This window comes from Streptomyces sp. NRRL WC-3626 (assembly GCF_000718785.1).
Taxonomy (GTDB): Bacteria; Actinomycetota; Actinomycetes; order Streptomycetales; family Streptomycetaceae; genus Streptomyces; species Streptomyces edwardsiae.
Genome location: NZ_JOCA01000009.1, coordinates 84,979 through 109,987 on the forward strand (window position 1 = coordinate 84,979; position 25,009 = coordinate 109,987).

The 25,009-nt window shown below is 72.7% G+C and carries 18 protein-coding genes; 8 read left to right on the plus strand and 10 right to left on the minus strand.

Annotated features, from left to right (window positions below; translation table 11 throughout):
- Positions 1 to 55: 55 nt before the first annotated feature.
- Entirely contained in the window at positions 56 to 3,358 is a 3,303-nt protein-coding gene (locus IF28_RS0116165; RefSeq protein ID WP_078621205.1) for an ATP-dependent helicase, read from the minus strand.
- A gap of 257 nt (positions 3,359 to 3,615) precedes the next feature.
- A complete protein-coding gene (locus IF28_RS0116170) occupies positions 3,616 to 4,002 on the minus strand; it encodes an MGMT family protein (RefSeq protein WP_030220027.1) in 387 nt (128 codons plus the stop codon).
- A gap of 185 nt (positions 4,003 to 4,187) precedes the next feature.
- On the opposite strand from IF28_RS0116170, the gene IF28_RS0116175 reads away from it, so the two are divergent.
- The 3 genes from IF28_RS0116175 (at position 4,188) to IF28_RS0116185 (ending at position 10,129) form a co-directional block, all read left to right on the plus strand.
- Positions 4,188 to 6,872, plus strand: a complete 2,685-nt coding sequence (locus tag IF28_RS0116175; protein WP_030220029.1) for a lysylphosphatidylglycerol synthase transmembrane domain-containing protein — start codon at positions 4,188 to 4,190, stop codon at positions 6,870 to 6,872.
- Positions 6,873 to 6,938: 66 nt separating this feature from the next.
- Positions 6,939 to 8,489, plus strand: coding sequence for an alpha/beta hydrolase (locus tag IF28_RS0116180; RefSeq protein WP_030220031.1), 1,551 nt, complete (start codon positions 6,939 to 6,941; stop codon positions 8,487 to 8,489).
- A gap of 137 nt (positions 8,490 to 8,626) precedes the next feature.
- Complete coding sequence (locus IF28_RS0116185) at positions 8,627 to 10,129, plus strand: alpha/beta hydrolase (RefSeq protein WP_030220034.1); 1,503 nt, start codon at positions 8,627 to 8,629, stop codon at positions 10,127 to 10,129.
- A gap of 71 nt (positions 10,130 to 10,200) precedes the next feature.
- On the opposite strand, the gene moeZ is transcribed toward IF28_RS0116185, so the two are convergent.
- From moeZ to IF28_RS0116220, 7 genes are all read right to left on the minus strand, one after another.
- On the minus strand, positions 10,201 to 11,379 hold the full coding sequence (gene moeZ / locus IF28_RS0116190; protein WP_030220037.1) for an adenylyltransferase/sulfurtransferase MoeZ: 1,179 nt from the start codon (positions 11,377 to 11,379) through the stop codon (positions 10,201 to 10,203).
- A gap of 63 nt (positions 11,380 to 11,442) precedes the next feature.
- Positions 11,443 to 12,198 (minus strand): spherulation-specific family 4 protein, encoded by a 756-nt coding sequence (locus IF28_RS0116195; protein WP_030220040.1) that lies wholly within the window; start codon positions 12,196 to 12,198, stop codon positions 11,443 to 11,445.
- On the minus strand, positions 12,186 to 13,202 hold the full coding sequence (locus IF28_RS0116200; RefSeq protein WP_030220044.1) for an NAD-dependent epimerase/dehydratase family protein: 1,017 nt from the start codon (positions 13,200 to 13,202) through the stop codon (positions 12,186 to 12,188). Before IF28_RS0116200 ends, IF28_RS0116195 begins: the two co-directional genes overlap by 13 nt.
- Before the next feature lie 391 nt (positions 13,203 to 13,593).
- The gene (locus tag IF28_RS0116205) at positions 13,594 to 14,727 is read right to left on the minus strand and encodes a hypothetical protein (RefSeq protein WP_030220047.1); all 1,134 of its coding nucleotides are present in this window, start codon (positions 14,725 to 14,727) and stop codon (positions 13,594 to 13,596) included.
- A complete protein-coding gene (locus IF28_RS0116210; RefSeq protein ID WP_037893395.1) occupies positions 14,724 to 16,403 on the minus strand; it encodes a DUF3492 domain-containing protein in 1,680 nt (559 codons plus the stop codon). Before IF28_RS0116210 ends, IF28_RS0116205 begins: the two co-directional genes overlap by 4 nt.
- 172 nt (positions 16,404 to 16,575) lie before the next feature.
- Positions 16,576 to 18,084 carry a DUF3152 domain-containing protein gene (locus tag IF28_RS0116215; protein WP_030220051.1) on the minus strand — a complete coding sequence of 503 codons (1,509 nt, stop codon included), beginning with the start codon at positions 18,082 to 18,084 and terminating at the stop codon, positions 16,576 to 16,578.
- A gap of 8 nt (positions 18,085 to 18,092) precedes the next feature.
- The gene (locus tag IF28_RS0116220; RefSeq protein WP_030220054.1) at positions 18,093 to 19,148 is read right to left on the minus strand and encodes an alpha/beta fold hydrolase; all 1,056 of its coding nucleotides are present in this window, start codon (positions 19,146 to 19,148) and stop codon (positions 18,093 to 18,095) included.
- A gap of 268 nt (positions 19,149 to 19,416) precedes the next feature.
- On the opposite strand from IF28_RS0116220, the gene IF28_RS0116225 reads away from it, so the two are divergent.
- The 4 genes from IF28_RS0116225 to IF28_RS0116240 all read left to right on the plus strand — a co-directional run bounded on the left by IF28_RS0116225 (position 19,417) and on the right by IF28_RS0116240 (position 21,295).
- On the plus strand, positions 19,417 to 19,644 hold the full coding sequence (locus tag IF28_RS0116225; protein ID WP_030220057.1) for a hypothetical protein: 228 nt from the start codon (positions 19,417 to 19,419) through the stop codon (positions 19,642 to 19,644).
- A gap of 211 nt (positions 19,645 to 19,855) precedes the next feature.
- The gene (locus IF28_RS0116230) at positions 19,856 to 20,500 is read left to right on the plus strand and encodes a TetR/AcrR family transcriptional regulator (protein WP_030220059.1); all 645 of its coding nucleotides are present in this window, start codon (positions 19,856 to 19,858) and stop codon (positions 20,498 to 20,500) included.
- 142 nt (positions 20,501 to 20,642) lie between these two features.
- Entirely contained in the window at positions 20,643 to 20,870 is a 228-nt protein-coding gene (locus tag IF28_RS0116235) for a DUF3107 domain-containing protein (RefSeq protein WP_030220063.1), read from the plus strand.
- A gap of 158 nt (positions 20,871 to 21,028) precedes the next feature.
- Complete coding sequence (locus IF28_RS0116240) at positions 21,029 to 21,295, plus strand: hypothetical protein (RefSeq protein WP_030220065.1); 267 nt, start codon at positions 21,029 to 21,031, stop codon at positions 21,293 to 21,295.
- A gap of 243 nt (positions 21,296 to 21,538) precedes the next feature.
- Here IF28_RS0116240 and IF28_RS0116245 read toward each other — a convergent pair whose 3' ends face one another.
- Positions 21,539 to 22,276, minus strand: coding sequence for a ferritin-like fold-containing protein (locus IF28_RS0116245; RefSeq protein ID WP_030220068.1), 738 nt, complete (start codon positions 22,274 to 22,276; stop codon positions 21,539 to 21,541).
- Positions 22,277 to 22,756: 480 nt separating this feature from the next.
- Here IF28_RS0116245 and IF28_RS39455 point away from each other — a divergent pair, with 480 nt between their 5' ends.
- On the plus strand, positions 22,757 to 24,994 hold the full coding sequence (locus IF28_RS39455; protein ID WP_051713765.1) for a DEAD/DEAH box helicase: 2,238 nt from the start codon (positions 22,757 to 22,759) through the stop codon (positions 24,992 to 24,994).
- Positions 24,995 to 25,009 lie beyond the last annotated feature (15 nt).

Below are 25,009 nucleotides of genomic sequence, written 5' to 3' on the forward strand. Positions count from 1 at the left end.
GCCCCGGGGGTCAAGAACCGCAGGTCGGCGCCGGTGGTGCGATGCGTCACGCCGGTCATTCGACGACGTGCCGGCCCTCGGGCCGGGCGCTGCACGAGGCCCGGAAGGCGCAGTGGGCGCAGTGCTGGCCCGCGGTCGGCCCGAACCGTTCGTCGAGGACCTTCCCGGCGGCCGTGGCCAGCAGGTCGCCGACCCACTCCCCCTCGGGCGGCTCCTGGGCCTGCACCTTGGGCAGCGTCTCGCCGCCGTCCCGCTTGGCGGCGCCCTGGCGCAGCTGGACCAGTTCGGCGCCGCCCGGTTCGGGGCGTGTGCCGTCGAAGACGTCGTCGACCGCGCCCTCGGCGACGGCGAGCTGGTAGACGGCGAGCTGGGGGTGGCGTTCCACCTCCTTGGCGCTGGGCGCCTGTTTGCCGGTCTTGAAGTCGACGACGTACGCGCGTCCGTCGCCGTCGGTCTCCACGCGGTCCATCTGGCCGCGGATGCGGACCTCGTAGTCGCCCGCTTCGAGGGTGACGTCGAAGTCGTGCTCGCTGGCCACCGGGGTGCGTCCGGCGCGGTCCATGACATGCCACTCGAGGAAGCGTTCGAGCGCCACGCGCGCGTTCTCCTTCTCCTGGTCCGACTTCCACGGCGCGTCGAAGGCGAGCGCGTTCCACACGGAGTCGAGGCGCCCCATGAGGACGTCGAGGTCGGCGGGGGTGTGCCCGGAGGCCACCTCGTCGGCGAGGACGTGCACGACGTTGCCGAAGCCCTGGGCGGCGGTCGCGGGCGCGTCGGCCTTCACCTCGCGGCCCAGGAACCACTGCAGGGCGCAGGTGTTGGCGAGCTGGTCGAGGGCGCTTCCGGAGAGCACGACGGGCTGGTCGCGGTCGCGCAGCGGCACCTTGCTCTCCGTGGGTTCGAACATGCCCCACCAGCGGTACGGGTGCGCGGACGGCACCAGGGGGCGGCCGTCCTCGTCGGCGAGCGCGGCGAGCCGGGCCAGCCGCCGGGCGGCTGCCTCCCGCAGGGTGTCGGAGACCCGGGGGTCGACCGTCGTGGCGCGCAGTTCGGCGACGAGCGCGGCGACGGACAGGGGGCGCCGGGGGCGGCCGGTGACGTCCTGGGGGTCGACGCCGAGTTCGGCCAGGAAGCGGGAGGGCTGGTCGCCGTCGTCGGCGGGTGCCTTCACGGCCGTCACCACGAGGCGTTCCCGCGCGCGGGTGGCCGCGACGTAGAACAGGCGGCGTTCCTCGGCGAGCAGCGCGCCGGGGGTGAGGGGCTCGGCGAGTCCGTCACGGCCGATGCGGTCGGCCTCCAGCAGGGAGCCGCGGCGGCGCAGGTCCGGCCACAGGCCCTCCTGCACGCCGGCCACGACGACCAGGCGCCACTCCAGGCCCTTGGCGCGGTGCGCGGTCATCAGACGTACGGCGTCGGGGCGGGCGGCGCGCCGCGTGAGGGTGTCGGCGGCGATGTCCTGGGCCTCGATCTCCTCCAGGAAGTTCAGGGCTCCCCGGCCGCCGGTGCGTTCCTCCGCGCGGGCGGCGGTCGCGAACAGGGCGCATACGGCGTCGAGGTCCCGGTCGGCATTGCGGCCGGCGGCGCCGCCGCGCCGGGCGGAGCGCTCCAGACGCCGTGGCCAGTCCGTGTCGTTCCACAGGTCCCACAGGGCCTCTTCGGCGGTGCCGCCGCCCGAGAGCCCTGCGCGGGCCCGGCGCAGCAGGTCGCCGAGCCGCTGGGCGCCCCGCGCGTAGGCGGGGTCGTGCACGGCGAGCCGCTCCGGCTCGGCGAGCGCACGCGTGAGGAGTTCGTCCGAGGGCGGCGGCAGCGGGTTGCCGGCGGCCCGCTCCTCCTCGCGCAGGGCCCGTCCGAGGCGGCGCAGATCTGCGGTGTCCATGCCGGCGAGGGGGGAGGTGAGCAGGGTGAGGGCGGTCTCGGTGTCGAGCCAGCACGCGTCGGCACCGTTTCCGGTGTCCTCCCGTTCGCCCGCCTCCGCCGTCGCCACCGCCCGCAGGGCCGTCAGCAGCGGGGCCACCGCGGGTTCGTGGCGCAGGGGCAGGTCGTTGCCGTCGACGTCCACGGGGACGCCCGCCGAGGTCAGCGCGCGGCGGACCGTGGGCAGGGTGCGGGCGCCGGCCCGGACCAGGACGGCCATCTCGTTCCAGGGCACGCCGTCCTCCAGGTGTGCCCGGCGCAGGATGTCGGCGATGTTGTCCAGTTCCGTGCCGGAGGTCGGGTAGGTGTACACCTCGACGCGGCCGCCGTCCCGGTCCGGGGCGAGTTCCCGGTGGGCGCGGACCTTCTCGGCGGGCAGCCGGGGCAGTGGCATGCGCCGGGTCACCCGCCGGGTGGCCTCCAGCAGGGCGGCGCCGGAGCGCCGGGAGGTGCGCAGCACCTCGACCGGGGCGGGGCGGCCGTCCGCGCGCGCGAACGCGTGGGGGAACTCCAGGATGCCGCCCACGTCCGCGCCCCGGAAGGCGTAGATCGACTGGTCGGGGTCGCCGAAGGCGACGAGGGTGCGTCCGCCGGCCAGGGCCTGCAGCAGCCGTACCTGGGCGGGATCGGTGTCCTGGTACTCGTCGACGTAGACGGCGTCGTACCGCGCGGCCAGCCGTCCGGCGATCTCCGGCCGGCCGGCGAGGAGCACCGCGCGGTGGACCAGTTCGGCGTAGTCGAGGACGCCCTGCAGATCGAGTACGTCGAGGTACTCGGCGAGGAAGGCCGAGGCCGCGCGCCAGTCGGGGCGTCCGATGCGGCGGGCGAAGGCGTCCAGGGCCTCGGGGCCGAGGCCCAGTTCGCGGCTGCGGGCGAGTACCGCGCGGACCTCGTCGGCGAAGCCGCGGGTGGTCAGGCAGGCGCGCAGTTCGTCCGGCCAGCGCACGTGGGCGAGGCCGAGCCGCTCCAGGTCCACCTGGCCGGCGAGCAGCTCCCGGACGGTGACGTCCTGCTCGGGGCCCGACAGCAGCCGCAGCGGCTCGACGAAGAGGTCGTTGTCCTGGTGGGCACGGATCAGGGCGTAGCAGAACGAGTGGAAGGTGGTCGCCTGCGGGGCGCGCGCGGCGCCCATGCGCAGGGCCATGCGGTCCCGCAGTTCGACGGCGGCCTTGCGGCTGAAGGTCAGGACCAGGACCCGCTCGGGGTTCCCGCCGCGGGCGATCCTCGCGGCCACCGACTCGACCAGCGTGGTGGTCTTCCCGGTGCCCGGACCTGCGAGAACGAGCAGCGGACCGGTCTCGTGCTCAACCACGGAGCGCTGTGCGGCGTCCAGACGAGGGGGATTCCGGCGAGCCGGCGGGGTACGCACCAGACGATGAGCACCACGGTTCCCCCGCCGCACCTGGGGGTGCGGCAGGCCGCTGGTGGAGGAAGAGGAGCTCACGTGGTTGGCCGGTCCTGGTGGGTGTGCTGTGGGGCCGTTCGCCGCGCGTGCGGGGCGGTGGGCGCGGGGTGAAGGGGGTACGCGCGGCCGACGCTACGCCGGTGAAAAGTACGGAAGCAGGCTTTCCGCTTCTTCCCTCCGGCCACTCGGGCCGCACATGTCCCTTGCCTCACGAACGTACGTCATGCCACGAATGTGCCCCATCTCACCCTGAGGGCTCACAGGTCACACGGCGGCGTGCGTCATGGCGGAGGCTGTCAGGTGTGACCCTCGGTGTGCCCGCCGCCGTCCCAGCGCGCGCGTCTCATGTCGACGCGCGGCACATGGCCCTCCGCGGCCCGGCTCGCCTCCTTCAGCGGCGTGCCCTCCACGCGGTAGTGCCCGAGGGCCCTGAGCTCGTGTCCCGGCAGCAGCACGCCGTCCGCGCGGACGACACGCCACCACGGGACGGCGCCCCCGTACAGGGCCATCACCCGCCCGACCTGCCGCGGACCGCCCTCCCCCAGCCACTCGCACACGTCCCCGTACGTCATGACATGTCCCGGCGGAATCAGCTCGGCCACCTCGAGTACGCGCTCGGCGTACTCGGGCAGGGCGTCCGGGTGCTCCGGACCCCCGTCGGACGGAAGGCTCTCCTGGCTCATCCGGCCCATCCTGCCGCACCCCACCGACAACGCGACGCGCTCGCGCGTGTGCGCGCGGCTCGCCCCGGAGCGGCGCGTCGGGCAGACTGTGCCGCCCGTGTTCGGACCCTGATGCCCCCTTCTGGCGGTACGGCATGCCACCATCGTGCGGGCGGTGACCGGTGATACAAGATCGAGAAGAGACGATGAAGCAGCAGGGCGCGCACCCCGACGATACGGAGGGCACCCCTGACGCCTCATCGCGCCCGGACACCGCGGAGCCCGAGACGGCGCACATCGACGAGGTGGAGGGCGACGAACCGCTGCTCCCCGCGCGGGTGCACCGGCCGTCCGACCTCATGCGGCTCCTGGCGGGCGTACTCGCCGTCGTGGTGCTGCTGGCGATCGCCGCGTTCGCCCACGGCACCACCTCGGGCCTGGAACAGGACATCAACAAGGGCACCGGGCAGGCGCCCGACCTGCTCATCAAGATCGCGGGCCTGGCCTCCAGCATCGCGATCCTCCTGGTGCCGGTGGCCTTCGCCATCGAGCGGCTGATCAAACGGGACGGGCTGCGGATCGCCGACGGCGTGCTCGCCGCCGTCCTCGCGCACGGTGTGACGCTCGCCACCGACCTGTGGGTCGCGCGTGCCGCACCCGGCTCGATCCAGGAGGCGCTCACCCAGCCCTCCCCCGGCGACATCCACGCCCTCACGGACCCGGTGCACGGCTATCTCGCGCCGGTGATCGCGTACATGACGGCCGTCGGGATGTCCCGCAGACCCCGGTGGCGCGCGGTGCTCTGGGTGGTGCTGCTCCTCGACGCCTTCTCGATGCTCGTCACCGGGTACACCACACCGTTCTCGATCATCCTGACGGTTTTGATCGGCTGGACCGTCGCCTACGGCACCCTCTACGCGGTCGGTTCGCCCAATGTGCGCCCCACCGGCCGCACCCTGATGGCGGGCCTGCGCACCGTCGGTTTCCGGCCCGTGACCGCCTCCCGGGTGGAGTCGGGAGACGCCGCCGAGGCCGGGGACCGGGGGCGCCGCTACTTCGTCACCCTGGAGGACGGTCCACCGCTGGACGTCACGGTGGTCGACCGGGAACAGCAGGCGCAGGGGTTCTTCTACCGCGCGTGGCGCAATCTGGCGCTGCGCGGCTTCGCGACCCGACGCAGCCTGCAGTCGCTGCGCCAGGCGCTGGAGCAGGAGGCACTGCTGGCGTACGCGGCCATCGCGGCCGGCGCCAACGCGCCCAAGCTGATCGCGACCTCCGAACTCGGCCCCGACGCGGTCATGCTCGTGTACGAGCACACGGGCGGGCGCACCCTCGACTCACTGGCGGACGAGGAGATCACCGACGATCTGCTGCGCGACACCTGGCACCAGGTACGGGCTTTGCAGTCCCGCCGGATCGCGCACCGCAGGCTGGTGGGCGACGCCATCCTGGTGGATCGTTCCGGCACGGTGATCCTCACCGATCTGCGCGGCGGCGAGATCGCGGCCGGCGATCTGCTGCTGCGCATGGACACCTCCCAGCTGCTGGTGACCCTCGGGCTGCGGGTGGGCGCCGAACGCGCGGTGGCCTCCGCGTTGAGCGTCCTCGGCCCCGACACGGTGGCGGACTGTCTGCCGATGCTCCAGCCCATCGCGCTGAGCCGTTCCACGCGCGGGACGCTGCGGCAGCTGGCCCGCGAGCGGGCGGAACGCGAGCGTGAGGCCGTCCTGGAGGCCTACCGGCAGTCCAAGCCGGCCCGCGCGGAGCACGGCGCCCACGACGCCGCCGACACCGCGCTCGAGAAGGTCGACAAGAAGGCCGTACGCGCGGAGCAGCGGGCCGAGAAGCGGGCCATCGACGAGGCCATGGAAGAGGCGCGCGAGGAGGATCTGCTCACCCAGATCCGGCACGAGGTGCTGCGGATCAGACCGCAGGCGCCGGTCGAACCGGCCCGCCTGGAGCGGGTGCGGCCGCGGACCCTGATCAGTTTCATCGCCGGCGCGATCGGCGCGTACTTCCTGCTGACGCAGCTCACCCACATCGAGTTCGGCCCGCTGATCGCCAACGCGGAATGGGGCTGGGTGATCGCGGCGGTCCTGTTCGCGGCCGCCAGCTACGTCGCCGCGGCCATGGCCCTGCTCGGATTCGTCCCGGAGCGGGTGCCGTTCCTGCGGACCGTGGCGGCGCAGGTCGCCGCGTCCTTCGTGAAGATCGTCGCCCCGGCGGCCGTGGGCGGTGTCGCCCTGAACACCCGGTTCCTGCAGCGCGCGGGGGTGCGGCCGGGGCTCGCGGTGGCGAGCGTCGGCGCGTCGCAGCTCTTCGGGCTCGGCTGCCACATCCTGATGCTGCTGTCCTTCGGCTATCTCACCGGCACCGAGAAGACGCCCTCCCTGTCCCCGTCCCGCACGGTGATCGGGGGCCTGCTGACGGTGGCGGTGCTGGTGCTCGTCGTGACCTCGGTGCCGTTCCTGCGGAAATTCGTCGTCACGCGCGTGCGGTCGCTCTTCGCCGGTGTCGTACCGCGCATGCTCGATGTACTGCAGCGGCCGCAGAAGCTGGTCACCGGCATCGGCGGCATGCTGCTGCTGACGGCCTGCTTCGTGATGTGTCTGGACGCCTCGATCCGGGCGTTCGGCGACGAGACGACCTCGGTCAGCATCGCCAGCGTCGCGGTCGTCTTCCTCGCGGGCAACGCACTGGGGTCGGCGGCCCCGACGCCGGGCGGTGTCGGCGCGGTCGAGGCGACCCTGACGGTCGGTCTCATCGCGGTCGGGCTCCCCAAGGAGGTCGCCGCGCCGGCGGTGCTGCTCTTCCGGCTGCTGACGCTGTGGCTGCCGGTGCTGCCGGGCTGGCTGGCCTTCAACCACCTCACCCGCAAAGCGGCCCTGTGAGCGGCGCCCTCCCTCGTACGGCCCGTGTCCCGCGCGTCCCGCTCCGGGCGACCGCAGGATGGGACCATGTCCCGCCCCTTCCGTCTGCGTGCCGCCGCCCTGACCGTCTGCGCCGTCCTGCTGCCCGCGCTGCTGACGGGCTGCGGTGAGGACGACGACAGGGGCGAGGACCTGACGGAGCAGCAGCTCGACTGGCAGGACTGCCCGGCTCCGTCCGAGGCACAGGGCGGCGGCGCCGCCCCGTCGCCGCTGCCGGGCGGCCGGGGCGAATGGAGCTGCGCCCGCATGAAGGCCCCGCTGGACTGGGACGAACCCGACGGCGACACCATCGGCGTCGCGCTGATCCGGGTTAGGTCGAGCGGTCCCGCGGACCGGCGCATCGGCTCCCTGATCTTCAACTTCGGGGGCCCGGGCGGCTCCGGCGTCACCACCCTGCCCGCGTTCGGCCAGGACTACGCGGCCCTGCGTACCCGCTACGACCTGGTGAGCTTCGATCCGCGCGGGGTGGGCCGCAGCGCGCCCGTGACCTGCCTGGACGACGAGCAGCTCGACGCGTACCTCCAGCAGGACGCCACACCCGACGACGCCGCCGAGCGAACCGAACTCGTGGACGGCACCGAGAAGTTCAACGCGGCCTGCGAGAAGAACTCCGAACGGGTGCTCCCCCACGTACGCACCACGGACGCCGCCCGCGACCTGAACCTGATGCGCCAGGTCCTCGGCGACGACACGCTGCACTACTTCGGCATCTCCTACGGCACCGAACTCGGCGGCGTCTACGCCCATCTGTTCCCGAAGAAGGTGGGCCGCGCGGTGTTCGACGCGGTCGTGGACCCCACACAGACCGCGGAACAGGGCTCACTCGGACAGGCACGGGGATTCCAGCTCGCCCTCGACAACTACGCGGAGAACTGCGTCTCCCAGGCCGGGGAATGCCCCGTGGGCGACAGCGCGAAGGACGTGAAGGACCGTATCGCCCGGCTGTTGAGCGACCTGGACGACAAGCCCCTCCCCGGCATCTTCCCCCGGGAGCTGACCCAGACCGCGGCCGCCGGCGGGATCCTCCAGGCGCTGTACTCCCAGGAGTTCTGGGAGTTCCTCACCGAGGGCCTCGACCAGGCGTACGACGGTGACGGAACGATTCTGATGGCGCTGTCCGACTCGATGAACGGCCGCGGCGAGAACGGCGAGTACAGCAACCTCCTCGCGGCCAACATCGCCATCAACTGCGCCGACGACGAACCCCGCTACACGGTCGGGGACGTGGAGCGCCTCCTTCCGGAGTTCCGGGCAGCCTCCGGGCTGTTCGGGGAGTATCTGGCATGGGGAATGGTCGGCTGCACCGACTGGGCGGTGGCCGGGGCCGCCGGGCATCCGGACGTCCACGCCCCCGGCGCGGCCCCGATCCTGGTGATCGGCAACACCGGCGACCCGGCCACACCGTACGAGGGGGCACGCAGGATGGTGCAGGCCCTCGGCGAGGGCGTCGGTGTGGAGCTGACGTACGAGGGACAGGGGCACGGGGCCTACAACAGCGGTAACAGGTGTGTGCAGGACGCGGTGCGCGGCTATCTCCTGGACGGAAAGGTGCCGAAAGCCGGAACCGTCTGTTCGTGATCCAGACCTGCACCCCTACGAAATACCAGGTCAGAGCGTTATCCACAGGCTGCCCCGGCGAGCGGCGGATCTGCCTACCATGGCCTGACCGCCATCCGTGGCACGGTGCGGACGGCCAGCGAGGGGGGAATTGACGCATGACCCGTTTCACACGGTGGACGGCCCTGACGGTCGCCGCCGCGCTCCTGACCGCCGGCTGCAGCGGCGGCGGTTCACCGGACGACGGCTCCGGCGGCGACGACAAGAACGGTGAGAACGGCGGGACGGCGCTCGACTGGGAGCGCTGCAAGGCAACCGAGGACGCCCCCGCACCGGGCGAGGACTGGCAGTGCGCCACGCTCCAGGTGCCGCTGGACTGGTCGAAGCCGGAAGGCTCCACGATCGGGCTCGCCCTGATCCGGGCCGAGGCCACGGGCGACGACCGCCTCGGCTCACTGCTGTTCAACTTCGGCGGCCCCGGCGGCTCGGGCGTGGACATGATGCCGTCCTACGGCGCCACGGCCGCCAAGCTGCGCGAGCGCTACGACCTGGTGAGCTGGGACCCGCGCGGCGTCGCGGCCAGCGAGGGCGTCCGCTGCCGCGACGACGAGGACATCCGGGCCGCCGAGTCGTCGGTGGACGGCACCCCGGACACCCCGGCGGAGGAACAGGCGTTCCTCCAGGACGCCGTCGGCTTCGGCAAGGGCTGCGCGGACGCGGCCGGGAAGCTGATGGCCCATGTCTCGACCACCGACACCGCTCGCGACATGGACCGCATCCGGCAGGTCCTCGGCGACGACCGGCTGAACTACTTCGGCATCTCCTACGGCACCGAACTCGGCGGTGTCTACGCCCATCTGTTCCCGAAGAAGGTGGGCCGGATGACGCTCGACGCGGTGGTCGACCCGACCGCCGACACCGTGGGCCACGCCAAGAACCAGACCCGGGGCTTCCAGACGGCCCTGGACAACTATCTGAAGTCCACCGGGCGGGACCCCGGACAGGGTTCACGGGAGATCGCGGAGCTGCTGGAGCGGATCGACTCCGAGCCGCTGCCGACGTCGTCGTCCGGGCGCGAGCTGACGCAAACGCTGGCCCTGACCGGCATCGTCCTGCCGCTGTACAGCAAGACCAGCTGGCCCGTGCTGACCAGCGCGCTGGAGGCTGCCGAGGAGGGCGACGGCACGGAGCTGCTGGCGCTGGCCGACGGCTACAACGAACGGGACGAGTCGGGGCACTACGGCACGACGGGCCACTCACAGCGGGTCATATCGTGCCTGGACGACAAGCAGCGGCCGACCCTGGAGGAGACGAAGAGGCTGCTGCCCGAATTCGCGGAGATCTCGGCCGTGTTCGGGTCCTTCCTCGGCTGGGACACGGCAGGCTGGTGCCACGACTGGCCGGTCCCGGGCCAGTTCGACACCCCGGAGGTGAGCGCCCCGGGCGCGGCGCCGGTCCTGGTCGTGGGCAACACCGGCGACCCGGCGACGCCGTACGAGGGCGCCCGGAAGATGGCGGACGAGCTGGGCGTGGGCGTGCTGCTCACCTGGAAGGGCGAGGGCCATGGCGCGTACGGCAGTGGGAGCGACTGCGTCGACTCCACGGTGAACGCGTATCTGCTGGACGGCACGGTGCCGAAGGACGGCAAGGTCTGCTCCTGACGACCGCGGGGGCTCCGCGCACTCGTGGTGCCCGGAGCCCCCGCGTCGGCCCGTGGTCGTGCCCGGTTCGGTCAGTAGACCGGCTTCTCCGGCTCGATCTGGTTGACCCAGCCGATCACGCCGCCGCCCACGTGGACGGCGTCGGCGAAGCCCGCGGACTTCAGGACGGCCAGGACTTCCGCACTGCGGACGCCCGTCTTGCAGTTCAAGACGATCTTCTTGTCCTGCGGCAGGCTCTCCAGGGCGTTGCCCATGAGGAACTCGTTCTTGGGGATCAGGCGGGCGCCCGGGATGGACACGATCTCGAACTCGTTCGGCTCGCGGACGTCGATGAGTTCGATGCTCTCGCCCTCGTCGATCCACTCCTTGAGCTGCTTGGGAGTGATCGTGGAGTCGATGGCCGCCGCCTGGGCCTCCTCGGACACGACGCCGCAGAAGGCCTCGTAGTCGATGAGCTCGGTGACGGTCGGGTTGTCGCCGCAGATCGCGCAGTCGGGGTCCTTGCGGACCTTGACCTGGCGGTACTGCATCTCCAGGGCGTCGTAGATCATGAGCCGGCCGACCAGCGGCTCGCCGATGCCGGCGAGGAGCTTGATGGCCTCGTTGGCCTGGATGGAGCCGATGGACGCGCACAGCACGCCCAGGACGCCGCCCTCGGCGCAGGAGGGGACCATGCCGGGGGGCGGGGGCTCCGGGTAGAGGCAGCGGTAGCAGGGGCCGTGCTCGGACCAGAAGACCGACGCCTGGCCGTCGAAGCGGTAGATCGAGCCCCACACGTACGGCTTGTTCAGCAGCACGCAGGCGTCGTTGACCAGGTAGCGGGTGGCGAAGTTGTCCGTGCCGTCGACGATCAGGTCGTACTGGCTGAAGATGTCCTTCACGTTGTCGGCTTCGAGCCGCTCCTCGTGCAGGACCACGTTCACGTACGGGTTGATGCCCTTGATCGTGTCACGCGCGGACTCGGCCTTGGGGCGGCCGATGTCGGCCTGGCTGTGGATGACCTGGCGCTGCAGGTTCGACTCGTCGACCTCGTCGAACTCCACGATGCCGAGTGTGCCCACGCCCGCCGCGGCCATGTACATCAGACCGGGCGAGCCCAGGCCGCCGGCGCCCACAAAGAGCACCTTGGCGTTCTTCAGCCGCTTCTGCCCGTCCATGCCCACATCGGGGATGATCAGGTGGCGGGAGTACCGGCGGACCTCGTCTACGGTGAGCTCGGGGGCCGGCTCGACCAGGGGTGGCAACGACACGGGGACTCCGTTGGTCGGACGATCACTACGGTTGTTCTCCGCTTAACAGTGCCATGGCCTTTTTCATTCCGAGACACCTGTTCCGATCCGCGAGACGATGTCGTCCCAGTAGCCGGGCAGGGGTTCCCACGGGGCTGTGCGGGCCCGGTGGTTCGCGTCGTGGGTGCGGTCCGTGAAGTAGATCGTCGCGGCACCGTGCCAGCGGGCGATGCGCAGGGCCTCGTCGAGGTGCGGGCGGGGCATGCCGTGCACGAAGTGGCAGAAGCGTTCGGGCGGGTGGTCGGCGGTCCATTCCGCCGTCTGCGAGAAGCGGTAGTCGCTCCACGGGCCGGAGAAGGTGACCAGTTGGTCGGCGTGCTCGGCGTATCCGGGGTACGGATGGGTGCCGTGGCCGAGGACGATGTGGGCGTCGTGGAGGGCCCGGAGTGCGGTGACGGTGCTCCGGACTTCGGGGAGTGCGGCGCGGTCGGCGGGACAGCGGTCCAGGAGGAAGCCGTCGACCTGGTACCAGTCGATGAAGCGGTGGGCGTCCGCGATCACCTCGGCGAAGGTGCGCATCCCGTAGGCGGTGTCGAGGCGGCCGAGGACGCGGACACCGGTGTTGCGGAGGCGGCCGGCCGCTTCCAGGCAGTGCGGGTCGGGCCGGCAGCCGGGGCCGTCGGCCACATCGAGGACGACCCAGTGCAGCGGGGTGCCCGGGCGGGTGAGTTCGTTCCACTCGGCCGGGGCGACGAGGGGGTGGGCGAGGCCGGGGACACCGACGCCGGTGCGGACGCCGGTGGTGGCGGTGCCGGGTTTGACGCTCGTCAGATACGGCATGCCGCCTCCATCCAGATGTCGGCGAGGGACTCCTCGAGATTGATCCGGGGGCGCCAGCCGAGGCGGTCGCGCGCGGTGCGGACGTCGGCCTGCTGCCAGCTGCCGCAGCCGTCGGGGTACGGGAAGGCGACGGGAGCGGTACCGGGGTGGTGGTCGGAGTCCTGGCGGGGGTGCCCGATCGTGGCGCGGAGGGTGGGGGCGGGGTGGGAGGTGGCGTGGAGGGCGGCGTGGGGTGCGTGCGAGTGCGGGGGGCCGTCCAGTTCGTTGAGGGCGCCGCCGTAGCCGGCCACTCGGGCGAGGATTCCGGCGGCGTCGCGGAGGCGGACGGCCCGTCCCGAGCCGATGTTGATGACGCCCTGCGCGGCGGAGAGGGAGGCGGCGTGGACGGCGCGGGCGACGTCGCGTACGTCGACGAAGTCCCGCTGTGCGCCGAGGCCGCCGAGTTTCAGTTCGGCGTCGCCGGACTGCATGGCGCGGCGCATCGCCTCGGCGAGGCGGCCGAGAGGGGAGCCGGCGGGGGTACCGGGGCCGACGGGTGAGAAGACCCGCAGGACCACGGCGTCCAGGCCGGAACCGAGGACGAGTTCGGTGGCGGCGAGTTTGCTGACGCCGTACGGGCCACCGGGGCGGGGGACGGCGTCCTCGGCGGTGGACGAGCCGGGTTGGCTGGGGCCGTACTCGGAGCCGCAGCCGATCTGTACGAGCCGTGCGCCGCAGCCGCTGCGGCGGAGGGCCTCGCAGACGGTGGCGACGGCGACGGTGTTGTGGCGGGTGAGTTCGCGGGCGCCGCCTCGGGTGGTGCCGGCGCAGTTGACGACTACGCCGGGATGGACGGCGTCGAGGAAGCGGGTGAGGGCGCCGGGGCTGCCGGTGGCGAGGTCGAAGCGGACGTCGGCGTCGTCGCCTCGTCCGAGGGCGGTGAGCTGGACTGCGGGGTCGGCGAGGAGGCGGTCGGCTACGAAGCGGCCGAGGTAGCCGTTGGCTCCGATCAGGAGGACTCTCATCGGGCGGCTCCTTCGGCGTCCGGGGTGGTCATCGCGGGGTTCTCCTTCGTGTGCGGGCTTGTGGCGCGAGGGCCTGATGTCGGGGGCGGGGCCGGGTCGTCGGTGACCGCGGCCCGGGGTTTGCGGGGTGCCCCCTCATGAGGGCGGGCCGGGGGGTGTTGCGCGGCCGGGCGATTGCGGGGTTGCCGATGCGCTGGTGTGGACCCCGGGGGGGTGTCGCAGCCCGGCGTTTGCGGGGTGCCGTCGCGCCCACCCGTGCCGCCCCAGCGGCACGACTGCCCGCGAAGGGCGGAGGGCAGGGAGCGCGGGTGCGACGGCGGAGTGCGGGGGCGGGGTGCGGGGGCGGGGTGCGGGCGCGGTGCGGCTGACCGTAGGGGTAGGGGTGTGGTTCTCACCGGGGTGGTTCCGGGGGGATGTGGGTTGAGGCTTGGGGGAGTTTTCGGGTGGTGTGGATCAGGAGGAGCAGGGACGCTGCTCCGCAGGTGAGGGTGGGGAGGGCGGCTGGGCTCCAGTAGGTGGTCAGGGTCTGGAGCGGGGTGGCCAGGGCGTCGCAGCCGGGGAGGCGGGCCGCGAAGAGTGTGGCCAGGGCCGTCAGCTGGGCGGCGGCGGTGAGGGTGAGGATCACCTTCGGGGCGTGGGTGAAGCCGTGGATCGTGAGGAGGCGGGCCAGGAACAGGAGGCCGCCCAGGGCGAGCGTCGAGGGGAGGGCGAGGGGCTCGTCGAGAAGCGCGGAGGTCGCCGTGACCAGTACGGCCACCGTCCCCAGGAACAGGGCGAACAGGGCGATGAGCAGGGGCCGTACGGATGCCGCGAAGTCCTCCAGGCCACGGCTCGACTCCAGCCTTCGGCGGACCCGGGCGGCGAGGACGTGGGCCGTCCAGGCGGCGGGGGCGCAGGACAAGGCGAGCGCCACGACCGGGGCGACGGTGAGGGGCCAGTCCCCCGCCGCCGTACCGTCGGGCAGGCCGTCGGGGCCGCCGGTGACCGCCGTACGGAGCAGGCCGTCGCCCAGCAGGGTGTAGGCGATGAGCCAGCAGGTCCAGGACGCCGCCGAGGAGTGGGCCGGGATCTCGGTCCGGGCGCTCAGCGGGCCCCGGCGCAGGGCCGCGTGCAGGGCGAGGGTGACGGCGAGGACACCGGCCGCCGCCGTGTAGACGCGGGCCTCGCCGTGGGTGAGGCGCAGGGCGACGGCCGACGCGGCGCAGAGAGCGCCGGGAAGGCCGGGAAGGAGGACGAGGACGGTCCGGGCGGCGCCGGCCCGGGCGGTCGTCGTGGCCGGGGCGGGCCTGGGGGCGGCGTCGTCGCGGGACACGCGGGCGTAGAGCTCCTCGGCGAGGGAGAACACGTCGCGGTGGCGGAAGCGGGCCGCGGTGCGGTCGGTGATGCCGTGGGCCTCCAGGCCCGCCGCGATCTCCAGCGGGTCCACCGCCTGCTCGCACAGGTCGCGGTGCCGGTGCAGCAGCGCCTTGACCGGGTCCGCCGCGCCCGGCGGAGTGCTGTGGTGCAGTGCGCCGAGGTCGTTCATCGGGCTGTCTCCGTCGCGGGTACGGGGGTGTCCATGGCCGCCCACCCGGGGACGGCGCGCGGGGTGGGGTCGGTCCAGTGGCCGGGCACGTGGGCCTCGGCGGGTGTGGCGAAGGGCAGGGGGTCGCCGGTGCCGTCGAGGAGGAGACGGCGGACCGGGGTCCGGGCGACGATCTCCAGGTAGATGCCGCGGAAGGCGGAGACGTTCTGCTCGACGGTGAAGAGCTCGAGTGCGCGGGCGCGCGCGGCGGCACCGAGGCGTGCACGGCGCTCGGGGTCGCGCAGCAGGGAGACGCACGCCTCGGCGAGCGCCCGCGGATTGCGCGGCGGTACGACGAGACCGGTGCCGCCGATGGCCTCCACGACGGCACCGACGTCCGTGGAGACCGTCGCGCGAGCGCAGAACATGGCCTCGACGAGGCCGGCCGGGAAGCCCTCGACGACGCTGGACAGGACGGTCACCGCGCCGGAGGCGTACGCGTCGGCGGGTGTGTCCAGGCCCGGGCCGCCGAGTTCCTCGAAGGACACCGGGTTCGCGCCGACGGAGTGCGGGCCGTCGGCCTCGTCCGGGAAGAGCTGTGCGGCCAGTGCCCTGCAGTGGCCGAGGTAGGCGGTGCCCTCCGGATCCGAGGGACTGCCGACGATCCGCAGCCGGGTCCCGGGCTCCTCCTTGCGGATCTCCGCGAAGGCGTGCAGCAGGGAGACCAGGTCCTTGGCGGGCTCCACCCGGCCGACCCAGACGAGGGTGTGCGGGTCCGCGCGCCCCGGGGACTCCCCGGCCTCCGCGAAGGGCGCGGCGTCCATGCCGGGGTACACCGTGCGCAGCTTCTCCCGGTCGGCGCCGCAGCGCTCCTGCCAGCGGCGGGCGTGGGTGTTGCCCGGTGTGACGAACGCGGCCCGGCGGTAGGTCTCGGCGGCGAGCCTGCCGTGGAAGGCGGCGAGCAGGGAGCGGACCGCGGGTGAGGCGTCGGGTCGGGTGAGGTAGTGCGTGCGCAGGCGTACGCCGTATTCGGTGACGAGGAGGGGGATGCCGAAGAAGTGGTGGGCGAGCAGGCCCGGAAGGGCGGTCAGTCCGCCGGCGGTGGCGTGGCACAGGTCCACCGCGCCGAGTCCGTCCTCCTCGTACCAGTCGAGCGAAAGGGGGCGCAGGGCGCGCTCCAGATGCGCGGCGACGGACAGCAGATCCGGCACGCGCGCCTCGCGCGCGGCGCGCTGGGCGCCCGGCGTACGACAGGCGCGCTCCAGGGCGCGTACGGCCGTCTCGGAGCGGAGTGCGGCCACCAGACCGCCTTCGTCGCGGGCGAGTTCGGCGAGGCCCCGCAGGGCGGTGGCGAAACGGTCCGCCTCGGACGTCGCGGGCCGAGTGCCGGGGGTGATGAGGTCCCTCGCGGCGCAGAGGACGGCGGCGAGTTCGCCGTAGTGCTCCGAGAAGCGCCGGCGTGCGCGGCGGCCGTACACCACCCCGTCGTCCTCGGCGGTCCACAGCGGGGCGGTGTGGACCCTGCTCACCTGGGGAGGCAGCGGGACCCAGCCCGCGTCCTCCTGGGCCTCGTCGCCGCTGAACGCGTAGACGTCGAACTCGTGCCGGTCCAGTCCGCGTACCAGGCGGTCGCACCAGAGCCCGCCCTCACCGCCCACGTACGGATAGCCACCCTCCGTAAGCAGTCCGATGCGCACGTGTGCACCCCCGATCTCCCGTGTGGGGAGCCGCCGTTGGTCCGACGGCTCACATCGGTACGAACGTATGCGGACAAGGGGGTGGCGTGATGGACGGTTGTCCATCACGCCACCAAAAGGGGTGAACGCGCGTGACTTTCCCGCGCGGGGCGCGTTTCGCCGCGCTAGGCGATCAGCTCTTGGGGTACGCCCATGGGTTCGGGCGGCAGGTGATTCCGTCGTGGTCGAGGAACTTGGTCTGCTGCTGCATGACCGGGGCCAGGTCGCCGTCCTTGTCGCAGGTGACGTGGTTGAACCCCAGGCGGTGGCCGATCTCGTGGTTGATCAGCATCTGGCGGTAGGCGTGGATCTCGTCGCCGTACGTCTCCGAACCCCGTGCCCAGCGGTCCGCGTTGATCATCACGCGTTCGGTGGCCGCCGAGTCGCAGGAGACGTTGTCCTCGGTGGTGTCCAGACCGGACTTGGCGCACCACTCGGCGGTGGTGTCCGGGCTCGCCAGGGTGATGACGAAATCGGGCTGTCCGGAGTGGATGCGCTCGAAGGCGCGCGCGCCGTTGTGCGCCCAGCTCCGGTTGTCGTTGAGCGTCTTCTGGACCGCCTCGGCGAAGAGCGCGCCGTCGAGGTCCAGTCCCTGTTCCACGTCCACCCGGTAGGTGATCTTCTCGCCCTTGCCCGGTGCCTTGGCGATGCCGGGGATGGCGTCGAACCTCCCCGTGCCGCCACGCGCGGCGTCGACGGGATACGTCCGGTCCATCTTCTGCGCGTACGTCAGGGGCGCGGCGCCCGGCGCGGACGGTGTCTCGCGGTCGTCCCCGCGCGAGGCGGGATCCCGTACGTCGCGTGCCTGGTCGCCGGTGGACTGTGCCTGTACGTCGGTGCCGCCGCGTTCGTCGGCGACCTGGCCGGCGACGACGACGGCCAGCACGGTGGTGACGGCGGCGGCCGCGATCCCGGTGAAGGCGCGCCCCTTGCCGCCCTTGGCCGGAGCGGGGTCGCCGGTCGGCGGCGTGTCGTCGTCGTCCCGGTCGGAGGCGATGCCGGTGGACGGGGCACCGCTCCAGTCGGTGACGGCGGTGTAGGGGTCCGGGGCGGCGGGAGTGCGGGGTGAGAAGAGGTCCGTGTCGTCGCCGAAGGCGTCGACGTAGTCCTGGCGCGGTGCTCCGGCGGGCGCCTGCCGCTGTCGCGGGAGGGGCGCGGTCGGGCCCGCCGGCGTGCCGTACCCGGCCCCGCCGGCCGTACGACCGTTCAACGCCCCCCAGCCGCCCCCCGGTTCCCGCTGCTCGGGATGGCCGCCACGGGCCCGGGGCACGCCGTGCGCCGGGGTTCCGTCGGGCAGCCGGGGCACACCACCCGCGGGAGTCCCGTCCGGAAGCCGGGGGAAGCCGTGCGCCGGGGTTCCGTCCGGAAGCCAGCCGTCGGGGAGGCGGGGGATGCCGTGGGCGGGAGTCCCGTCCGGGTGACGCGGTACTCCGCCCGCGGGTGTCCCGTACCCCCCGTTGCCGTGTACCGGAGGGGGCCCGTACCCCTGGGGCGGCCGCTGCTGCTGCGGCGGGAGCCCGCCGGTCCGCTGCGGCGGCCTGCCGGCCTGCGCGGACCCCGACGAGCCGCCCGGTGCCGGACGGCCGCTCTTGTCCGCGCTGTCGCCCTTCGGGGCGGGTCCGCGGCGGCTGTGGCGTCCCACGTCGCGCCTCAGCCCCTCAAGTTCTCGGCGGTGGTCCCCCCACCGGTACCGGCGGGCGGACCCGGAGCGCCCTGCGCGCCCGGCACACCAGTATCCCCCTCAACCACCGATTCCGTTGCATCCGCGAGGAGTTCACGGAACGCGAGGGCCACCGTCCCGGGGTATTCCATCATCGCGACGTGTCCCGCGTCCGGGAGTGTCACCAGCCGGCAGTCCCGGAAGGCGCGCGCCGAACGCCGGGCCATGCGGAAGCCGACGAGCTGGTCCCGGCCGCCGTAGACGAGCAGGGTCGGCGCGAGCACCCGCTCGGCCTGGCGCCACAGTCCCTGCTGGCCCCCCAGGAGATACGCGCTGACGAGCCCCCGCGCGGAGCGTGCCATCGCGTCCCAGAAGTACGGCAGCCGCAGCCGCCGCTCCATCTCCTGCACGGCATGGCGGAACCCTTCCGGCGTCACCCGCGCGGGGTCCCCGTAGCAGAGCTGCATGACGCCCCGGACGCGCTGTTCCGCCGTCCACTCCCGGGTGATCCGGGTGAACAGGGGGGCGATGCCGGGCACCGCGAGCAGTCCGGTGGGGACGGCGGTGCGCTGCACCCGCAGTTCCGGCAGGGCCGGTGACACGAGCGTGAGGGTGCGGACGAGATCGGGGCGTACGGCGGCGACGCGGGTGGTGATCGCGCCGCCGAGCGAGTTGCCGAAGAGGTGCACCGGGCCGCGGCCGGTCGCGTCGAGATAGCGGATCACCGCGCGTGCGTGCGCGGTGATGGAGTAGTCGCCGTCGTCGGGCGGCGGGGAGTCGCCGAACCCCGGCAGGTCGACGGCCTCGCTGTCGACGACGTCGTCCAGCAGCGGCATCAGCGCCGACCAGTTCAGCGAGGAACCGCCGAGCCCGTGGATGTAGAGGGCGGGTGGCAGGCCCTCCCGCGCGGGCGGCCGCGACCGCACCGACAGCGTGACCCCGGGCAGCTCCACCGAGCCGAGCCGCTCACCCTCCGCGATCCTGACCGGCGCGACCCTGGGGAGCACTGTTGCGGGCGGCACGGGCGGCTGCTCGGTCGAAGACATGCGGCAATGTTACGAGACGATCACGTACGGGTTCATGTGTTCGCTGTCACAAGGCGTCACGGGGCGTCGTGCCCGGGCGCGGGTTCCTTCAGGAGCGGCACTCCTGGGGCGCGTGCCCCCGGGTGGGCGGGTTCCGGCGTGCGCTCCCCGTCACGTTCCGGTCGCGGATCGCATGGCGTCCGGATCGGGTGTCTCCTAGGCTCGTAGACAGGGCACCCGTACAGAGTCCCTGCATGCTCCGGGGACGTTCGCAGGAAGGGAGCCCAGCATGGCCGTGGATCCGACCGACCCCGAGACGTTCGCGGAGGACGAGGACGTACACGAGGGCGACGAGTACGACGTCGAGGCGCCCCAGGTCGATACGGCCGAGCAGCGCGCGGAGGTGCGGCCGGACCGCGACGACCCGCTGACGGGAGCCGACGCGGACCGCGCCAACGAGGCGGACCTGGCGGAACAGGCCCGGATCGTCTCCCTCGACGAGGACGACTACCGGTGACGGACGCGCGGGCCGGGACGTCGTGGAGCGATGTCGCCGAACCGTGAGGAGGGCACTTCTTGCCCGCTCTGACATCTTTTGAAACCGTCCGTATGGCTTTCGCCGCCGTCCGGTCCGTGAAATTCTGCGCTCTCACCGCGCACACCACGGTTACCGAAAAGTACGATGGCGGCGCGGCTCACACCGCATGAGGACGACAATGGGAGGCGGCGTGACAGCCATCGAGCAGACAGACGCGGTACGCCCGAGGGGTACACGCCTGCCGCGCCGGGCCCGGCGGAACCAGCTGCTGGGCGCCGCCCAGGAGGTTTTCGTCGCACAGGGCTATCACTCGGCCGCGATGGACGACATCGCCGAGCGCGCGGGCGTCAGCAAGCCGGTGCTGTACCAGCACTTCCCGGGCAAGCTCGATCTGTATCTCGCGCTGCTGGACCAGCACTGCGAGGCCCTGATCCAGTCAGTGCGCCACGCTCTGGCGTCGACGACGGACAACAAGCAGCGCGTCCGGGCCACCATGGACGCCTACTTCACGTACGTGGAGGACGACGGCGGCGCGTTCCGTCTGGTCTTCGAGTCGGACCTGACGAACGAGCCGGCCGTTCGGGAGCGCGTCGACAAGGTGACCAACGACTGCGCGGAGGCGATCTGCGATGTGATCGCCGAGGACACGGGCCTGTCGCGGGCGGAGTCGATGCTGCTCGCCTCGGGGCTCGGCGGCCTCGCCCAGGTGGTGGCGCGGTCCTGGCTGCACAGCGACCGCAGCGTCCCGCGCGATCAGGCGGTGCAGCTGCTGGCCTCGCTGGCCTGGCGCGGTATCGCCGGTTTCCCGCTGCACGGCAACGAACAGCACCACTGATCCGTCGGCGGCCGTTTGTTCCCGTCGGCTGTTCGCTTCTGGCGTTGAGGGGACGCAACGTGTACGTCCCTTCACCGGGCTAATGTGTGCTGGTACGGCGCGGAAGGTCGCGCACTTCACTGACCGTCGGAGGGACATAGCCGTGGAGGTCAAGATCGGCGTGCAGCACGCGCCCCGCGAGATCGTTCTGGAGAGCGGTCAGAGCGCGGAGGAGGTCGAGCGCGTGGTGGCCGAGGCGCTGGCCGGGAAGTCGCAGCTGCTGAGCCTCGTGGACGAGCACGGCCGCAAGATCCTGGTCCCGGCCGACCGTCTCGCCTACATCGAGATCGGCGAGCCGGCCCCGCGCAAGGTGGGCTTCGGCGCGCTGTAGCGAAGACCGGATGTCGAAGGGCCCGGCGGTCTCGTACCGCCGGGCCCTTCGCGTGTTCACGGACGGCGCACAGATCGTCCACAGGGGGGATTGGATTCCGCAGGTCAGGGGTAAGACGGGGTACGACCGACATGGCCGGCCACATTGGGAGGGACCCCGTGCTCCTCGAAGCGCTCAGCTCCGCGATCGTCGGCCTGGTTCTGTCTTGGGCGGCCGTGCGTCGACTGCCGCACCGGTTGCCTGCGCGGGTGCTGGTGGTGCCCACGGGGGTGGCGGGGGCGCTGTTCGGGGCGTTTCTGGTGAATACGGCGGTGGATGCGGGGAGTCTGGTGGCGGTGCTGGTGGGGGCCGCGGTGGTGTCTGTGGCGTCTCTGTCCTTGCTGGTGCGGCCGGCGGGGAGGCTGGGGCGGTCCGCTACCGCGTGAGCGGTCGTTGTCGGCGGGCGTTTGTCCTGGCCTGCGGCCCCGTCTTGCGGCGTGTCGTGGGGCGCCCCCTTGGTTGCGCGGCCCTCGGTGCTTGGGGGCGGCTTGGTTTTTCGCCCCCGCCGCCCCTTCCCGTCCCGTCCCTGGGGGCTCTGCCCCCAGACCCCCGTTCGCGCCCACGCGGCGGAGCCGCACATCGGTACAGCCCCGCGCCCCTTGAGCCGCGCCCCTTGAGCCCCGCGCCCCCTATGCCGCCAGGCCCAGGGCTGCCATGCGCTTTGTGTGGGCCTCCGTGATGCGGGAGAACATCCTGCCCACCTCGGCCAGGTCGAAGCCGTCCGCCACACCGCCCACGAGCATCGTCGACAGGGCGTCCCGGTCGGCTACGACGCGTTGGGACTGGGAGAGGGCCTCGCCCATCAGGCGGCGGGCCCACAGGGCGAGGCGGCCGCCCACTCGGGGCTCCGCGTCGATCGCCGCGCGCACCTTCTCGACGGCGAAGCCGCCGTGGCCCGTGTCGTCGAGGACGGCCAGCACCAGGGCGCGGGTGTCGGCGTCCAGGCGGGCCGCGACCTCCCGGTAGAAGTCACTGGCGATGGAGTCGCCGACGTACGCCTTGACCAGCCCCTCCAGCCAGTCGGAGGGCGCCGTCTGCTTGTGGAAGCCGTCGTACGCGGCGACGAACGGGTCCATCGCGAGCGTCGGCTCCTCGCCGATCTCGGCGAGCCGGTCGCGCAGCCGCTCGAAGTGGTGGAACTCGGCCGACGCCATCTTCGCCAGCTCCGCCTTGTCCGCCAGCGTGGGCGCCAGTTTGGCGTCCTCCGCGAGCCGCTCGAACGCCGCCAGCTCCCCGTACGCGAGCGCGCCGAGCAGATCCACGACGGCGGCGCGGTACTGGGGATCGGCGGAGGCCGCCGACCAGTCCATGGCGGCGACGCCGGTGTGTCCGGTGGAGGCGTTGTCAGGCGTGTCAGAGCTCGTCATGGAGCGCACAATAGCCCGCCCGTCAGGCCCCGGAAGGCCCTGACCGATCAGTGTGACGACGACTACGTGACCAAATCGGCCATGGCGTGTGCGCCAATCCGGGGTATGGTGGTAATGCGCCTGCTGAGCACTCTGACGTTCTCGACGGGCCGCATGTATGAGGATGCCCGGTCGTAAGCCCGATCGGCTCCGACCCGACAGCCCTCCCTGCCGTACGCCACGCTGCGTACGGATTCCGGAGGGGGACCCTCAGCGGTACGAGCGCTCGAGCGTCGGCAGTGGTCCCGTGTCCTACGGCATGGCCCATCTGGCAGCCGACGTCCCCGGCACGGTCCCTACTCGACCCCCGCGCTCGCCTCGCACCGCGTACACAGAAGAGGCAGCACCCTGACTACGACGTTCCGAGAGCTCGGGATCCTCCCCGAGACCGCCGAGGCCCTGGAGGCCGTCGGCATCATCACCGCCTTCCCCATCCAGGAGATGACGCTCCCCGTGGCCCTGTCGGGCACGGACGTCATCGGCCAGGCCAAGACCGGCACCGGAAAGACGCTCGGCTTCGGCCTTCCGCTCCTCGAGCGCGTCACCGTCCCCGCCGACGTCGAGGCCGGACGCGCGAAGCCCGAGGACCTCACCGACGCGCCGCAGGCGCTGGTCGTCGTCCCCACCCGCGAACTGTGCACGCAGGTCACCAACGACCTGCTCACCGCCGGCAAGGTGCGCAATGTGCGCGTCACCGCGATCTACGGCGGCCGGGCCTACGAGCCGCAGGTCGAGGCGCTGAGGAAGGGCGTCGACGTGGTCGTCGGCACCCCGGGCCGGCTGCTCGACCTCGCCGGGCAGAAGAAGCTCGACCTCAAGCACGTGAAGGCCCTCGTCCTCGACGAGGCCGACGAGATGCTCGACCTGGGCTTCCTGCCCGACGTCGAGAAGATCATCAACTTCCTTCCGGCCCGGCGCCAGACCATGCTGTTCTCGGCCACGATGCCGGGCGCGGTGATTAGTCTGGCCCGGCGTTACATGTCGCAGCCGACGCACATCAACGCCACGTCCCCCGACGACGAGGGCGCGACGGTCGCGAACACCACGCAGTTCATCTACCGCGCCCACAACATGGACAAGCCCGAACTGGTCGCGCGGATACTGCAGTCCGACGGCCGGGGCCTGGCCATGGTCTTCTGCCGCACCAAGCGCACCGCCGCCGACCTCGCCGACCAGCTCAAGCAGCGCGGCTTCGCCTCCGGCGCGGTCCACGGCGACCTCGGTCAGGGCGCCCGTGAGCAGGCGCTGCGCGCGTTCCGCAACGGCAAGGTGGACGTGCTCGTCTGCACCGACGTCGCCGCCCGCGGCATCGACGTCGAAGGCGTGACGCACGTCATCAACTACCAGTCCCCCGAGGACGAGAAGACGTATCTGCACCGCATCGGCCGCACCGGCCGCGCGGGGGCGAAGGGTACGGCGATCACGCTGGTCGACTGGGACGACATCCCGCGCTGGCAGCTGATCAACAAGGCGCTGGACCTGGGCTTCAGCGACCCGCCGGAGACGTACTCCACCTCCCCGCACCTGTTCTCCGACCTCGGTATCCCCGAGGGCACCAAGGGCGTCCTGCCGCGCTCGGAGCGTACGCGCGCCGGGCTGGACGCGGAGGAGCTCGAGGACCTGGGCGAGCCGGGCGGACGCGGCGGACCGCGTGGGCGCGGTGGCCGGGGCGGACGCGACGCCTCCCGTTCCGCGGAGCGGGAGACCTCGACGCGTACGCCGCGCCGTCGTCGCCGTACGCGCAGTGGCGCCGCGCCGGACGAGGCCGCGCAGCAGCCCGTGAGCCCGGCCGCCGAAGGCGCCGGCGAGGCGGAGACCGACACGGCCGCCGTCCGCACCCCGCGCCGACGTCGCCGTATGCGCGGCGGAGTGCCTGCCGGTGCACCGGCCGCGGTGGAGGCGGCGGAGACCGCCGTCGACACGGCGGAAGGCACGGCGAAGAGCACGGCGGTGGACGCCCCCGAGGCGGCGTCCGAGGCGTCCGACAAGCCGCGTCGCCGCCGTACGCGCAAGGGCGCGACGGACACGGCGCCGGTGACGCCCGTCGCCGAGGAGACGACGGTGGTCGCCGAGGCCCCCGTGGTCACGGAGCCCGAGGCCCCGGTCGCCGAGCCGCGTCGCCGCCGCACCCGCAAGGCCGCGGAGACCACGCAGCCGGTGGAGACGGCGGAAGCGGCAGCGGTGGACACGGTGGAGGAGGCCGTCGAGGCCAAGCCCCGCCGCACCCGCAAGACCGCCGCCGCGAAGAAGGCCGAAGCCGCCGTCGACACCGCCGAAGGCAGCACCGAGCAGGTCGAGGCGACGGAGCCCAAGCCCCGCCGCACCCGGAAGACGGCCGCCGCGAAGAAGGCCGAAGCCGCCGTCGACACCGCCGAGGCCGCCGAGGTCACGCCCCGTCGCCGGACGCGCAAGGTCGCCGAGGCGGAGCCGGAAGCGGCCGTCGCCGTCGCGATCCCGGCGCAGACCTCCCCGGAGGCCGAGGCCAAGCCGCGCCGTACGCGGAAGACCGCGGTCAAGAAGACCGAGGTCGCCGCCGAGATCCCCGCGCAGGTCGCGGAGGAGGCCAAGCCGAAGGTCCGCCGTACCCGCAAGGCGGCGGTCGCCGCCGAGCCGGAGGCGGAGTCGAAGCCCCGCCGCACCCGGAAGACGGCAGCCGCCGCGGAGTCCGCGGAGGGCTGACGCGACGAACCGCCG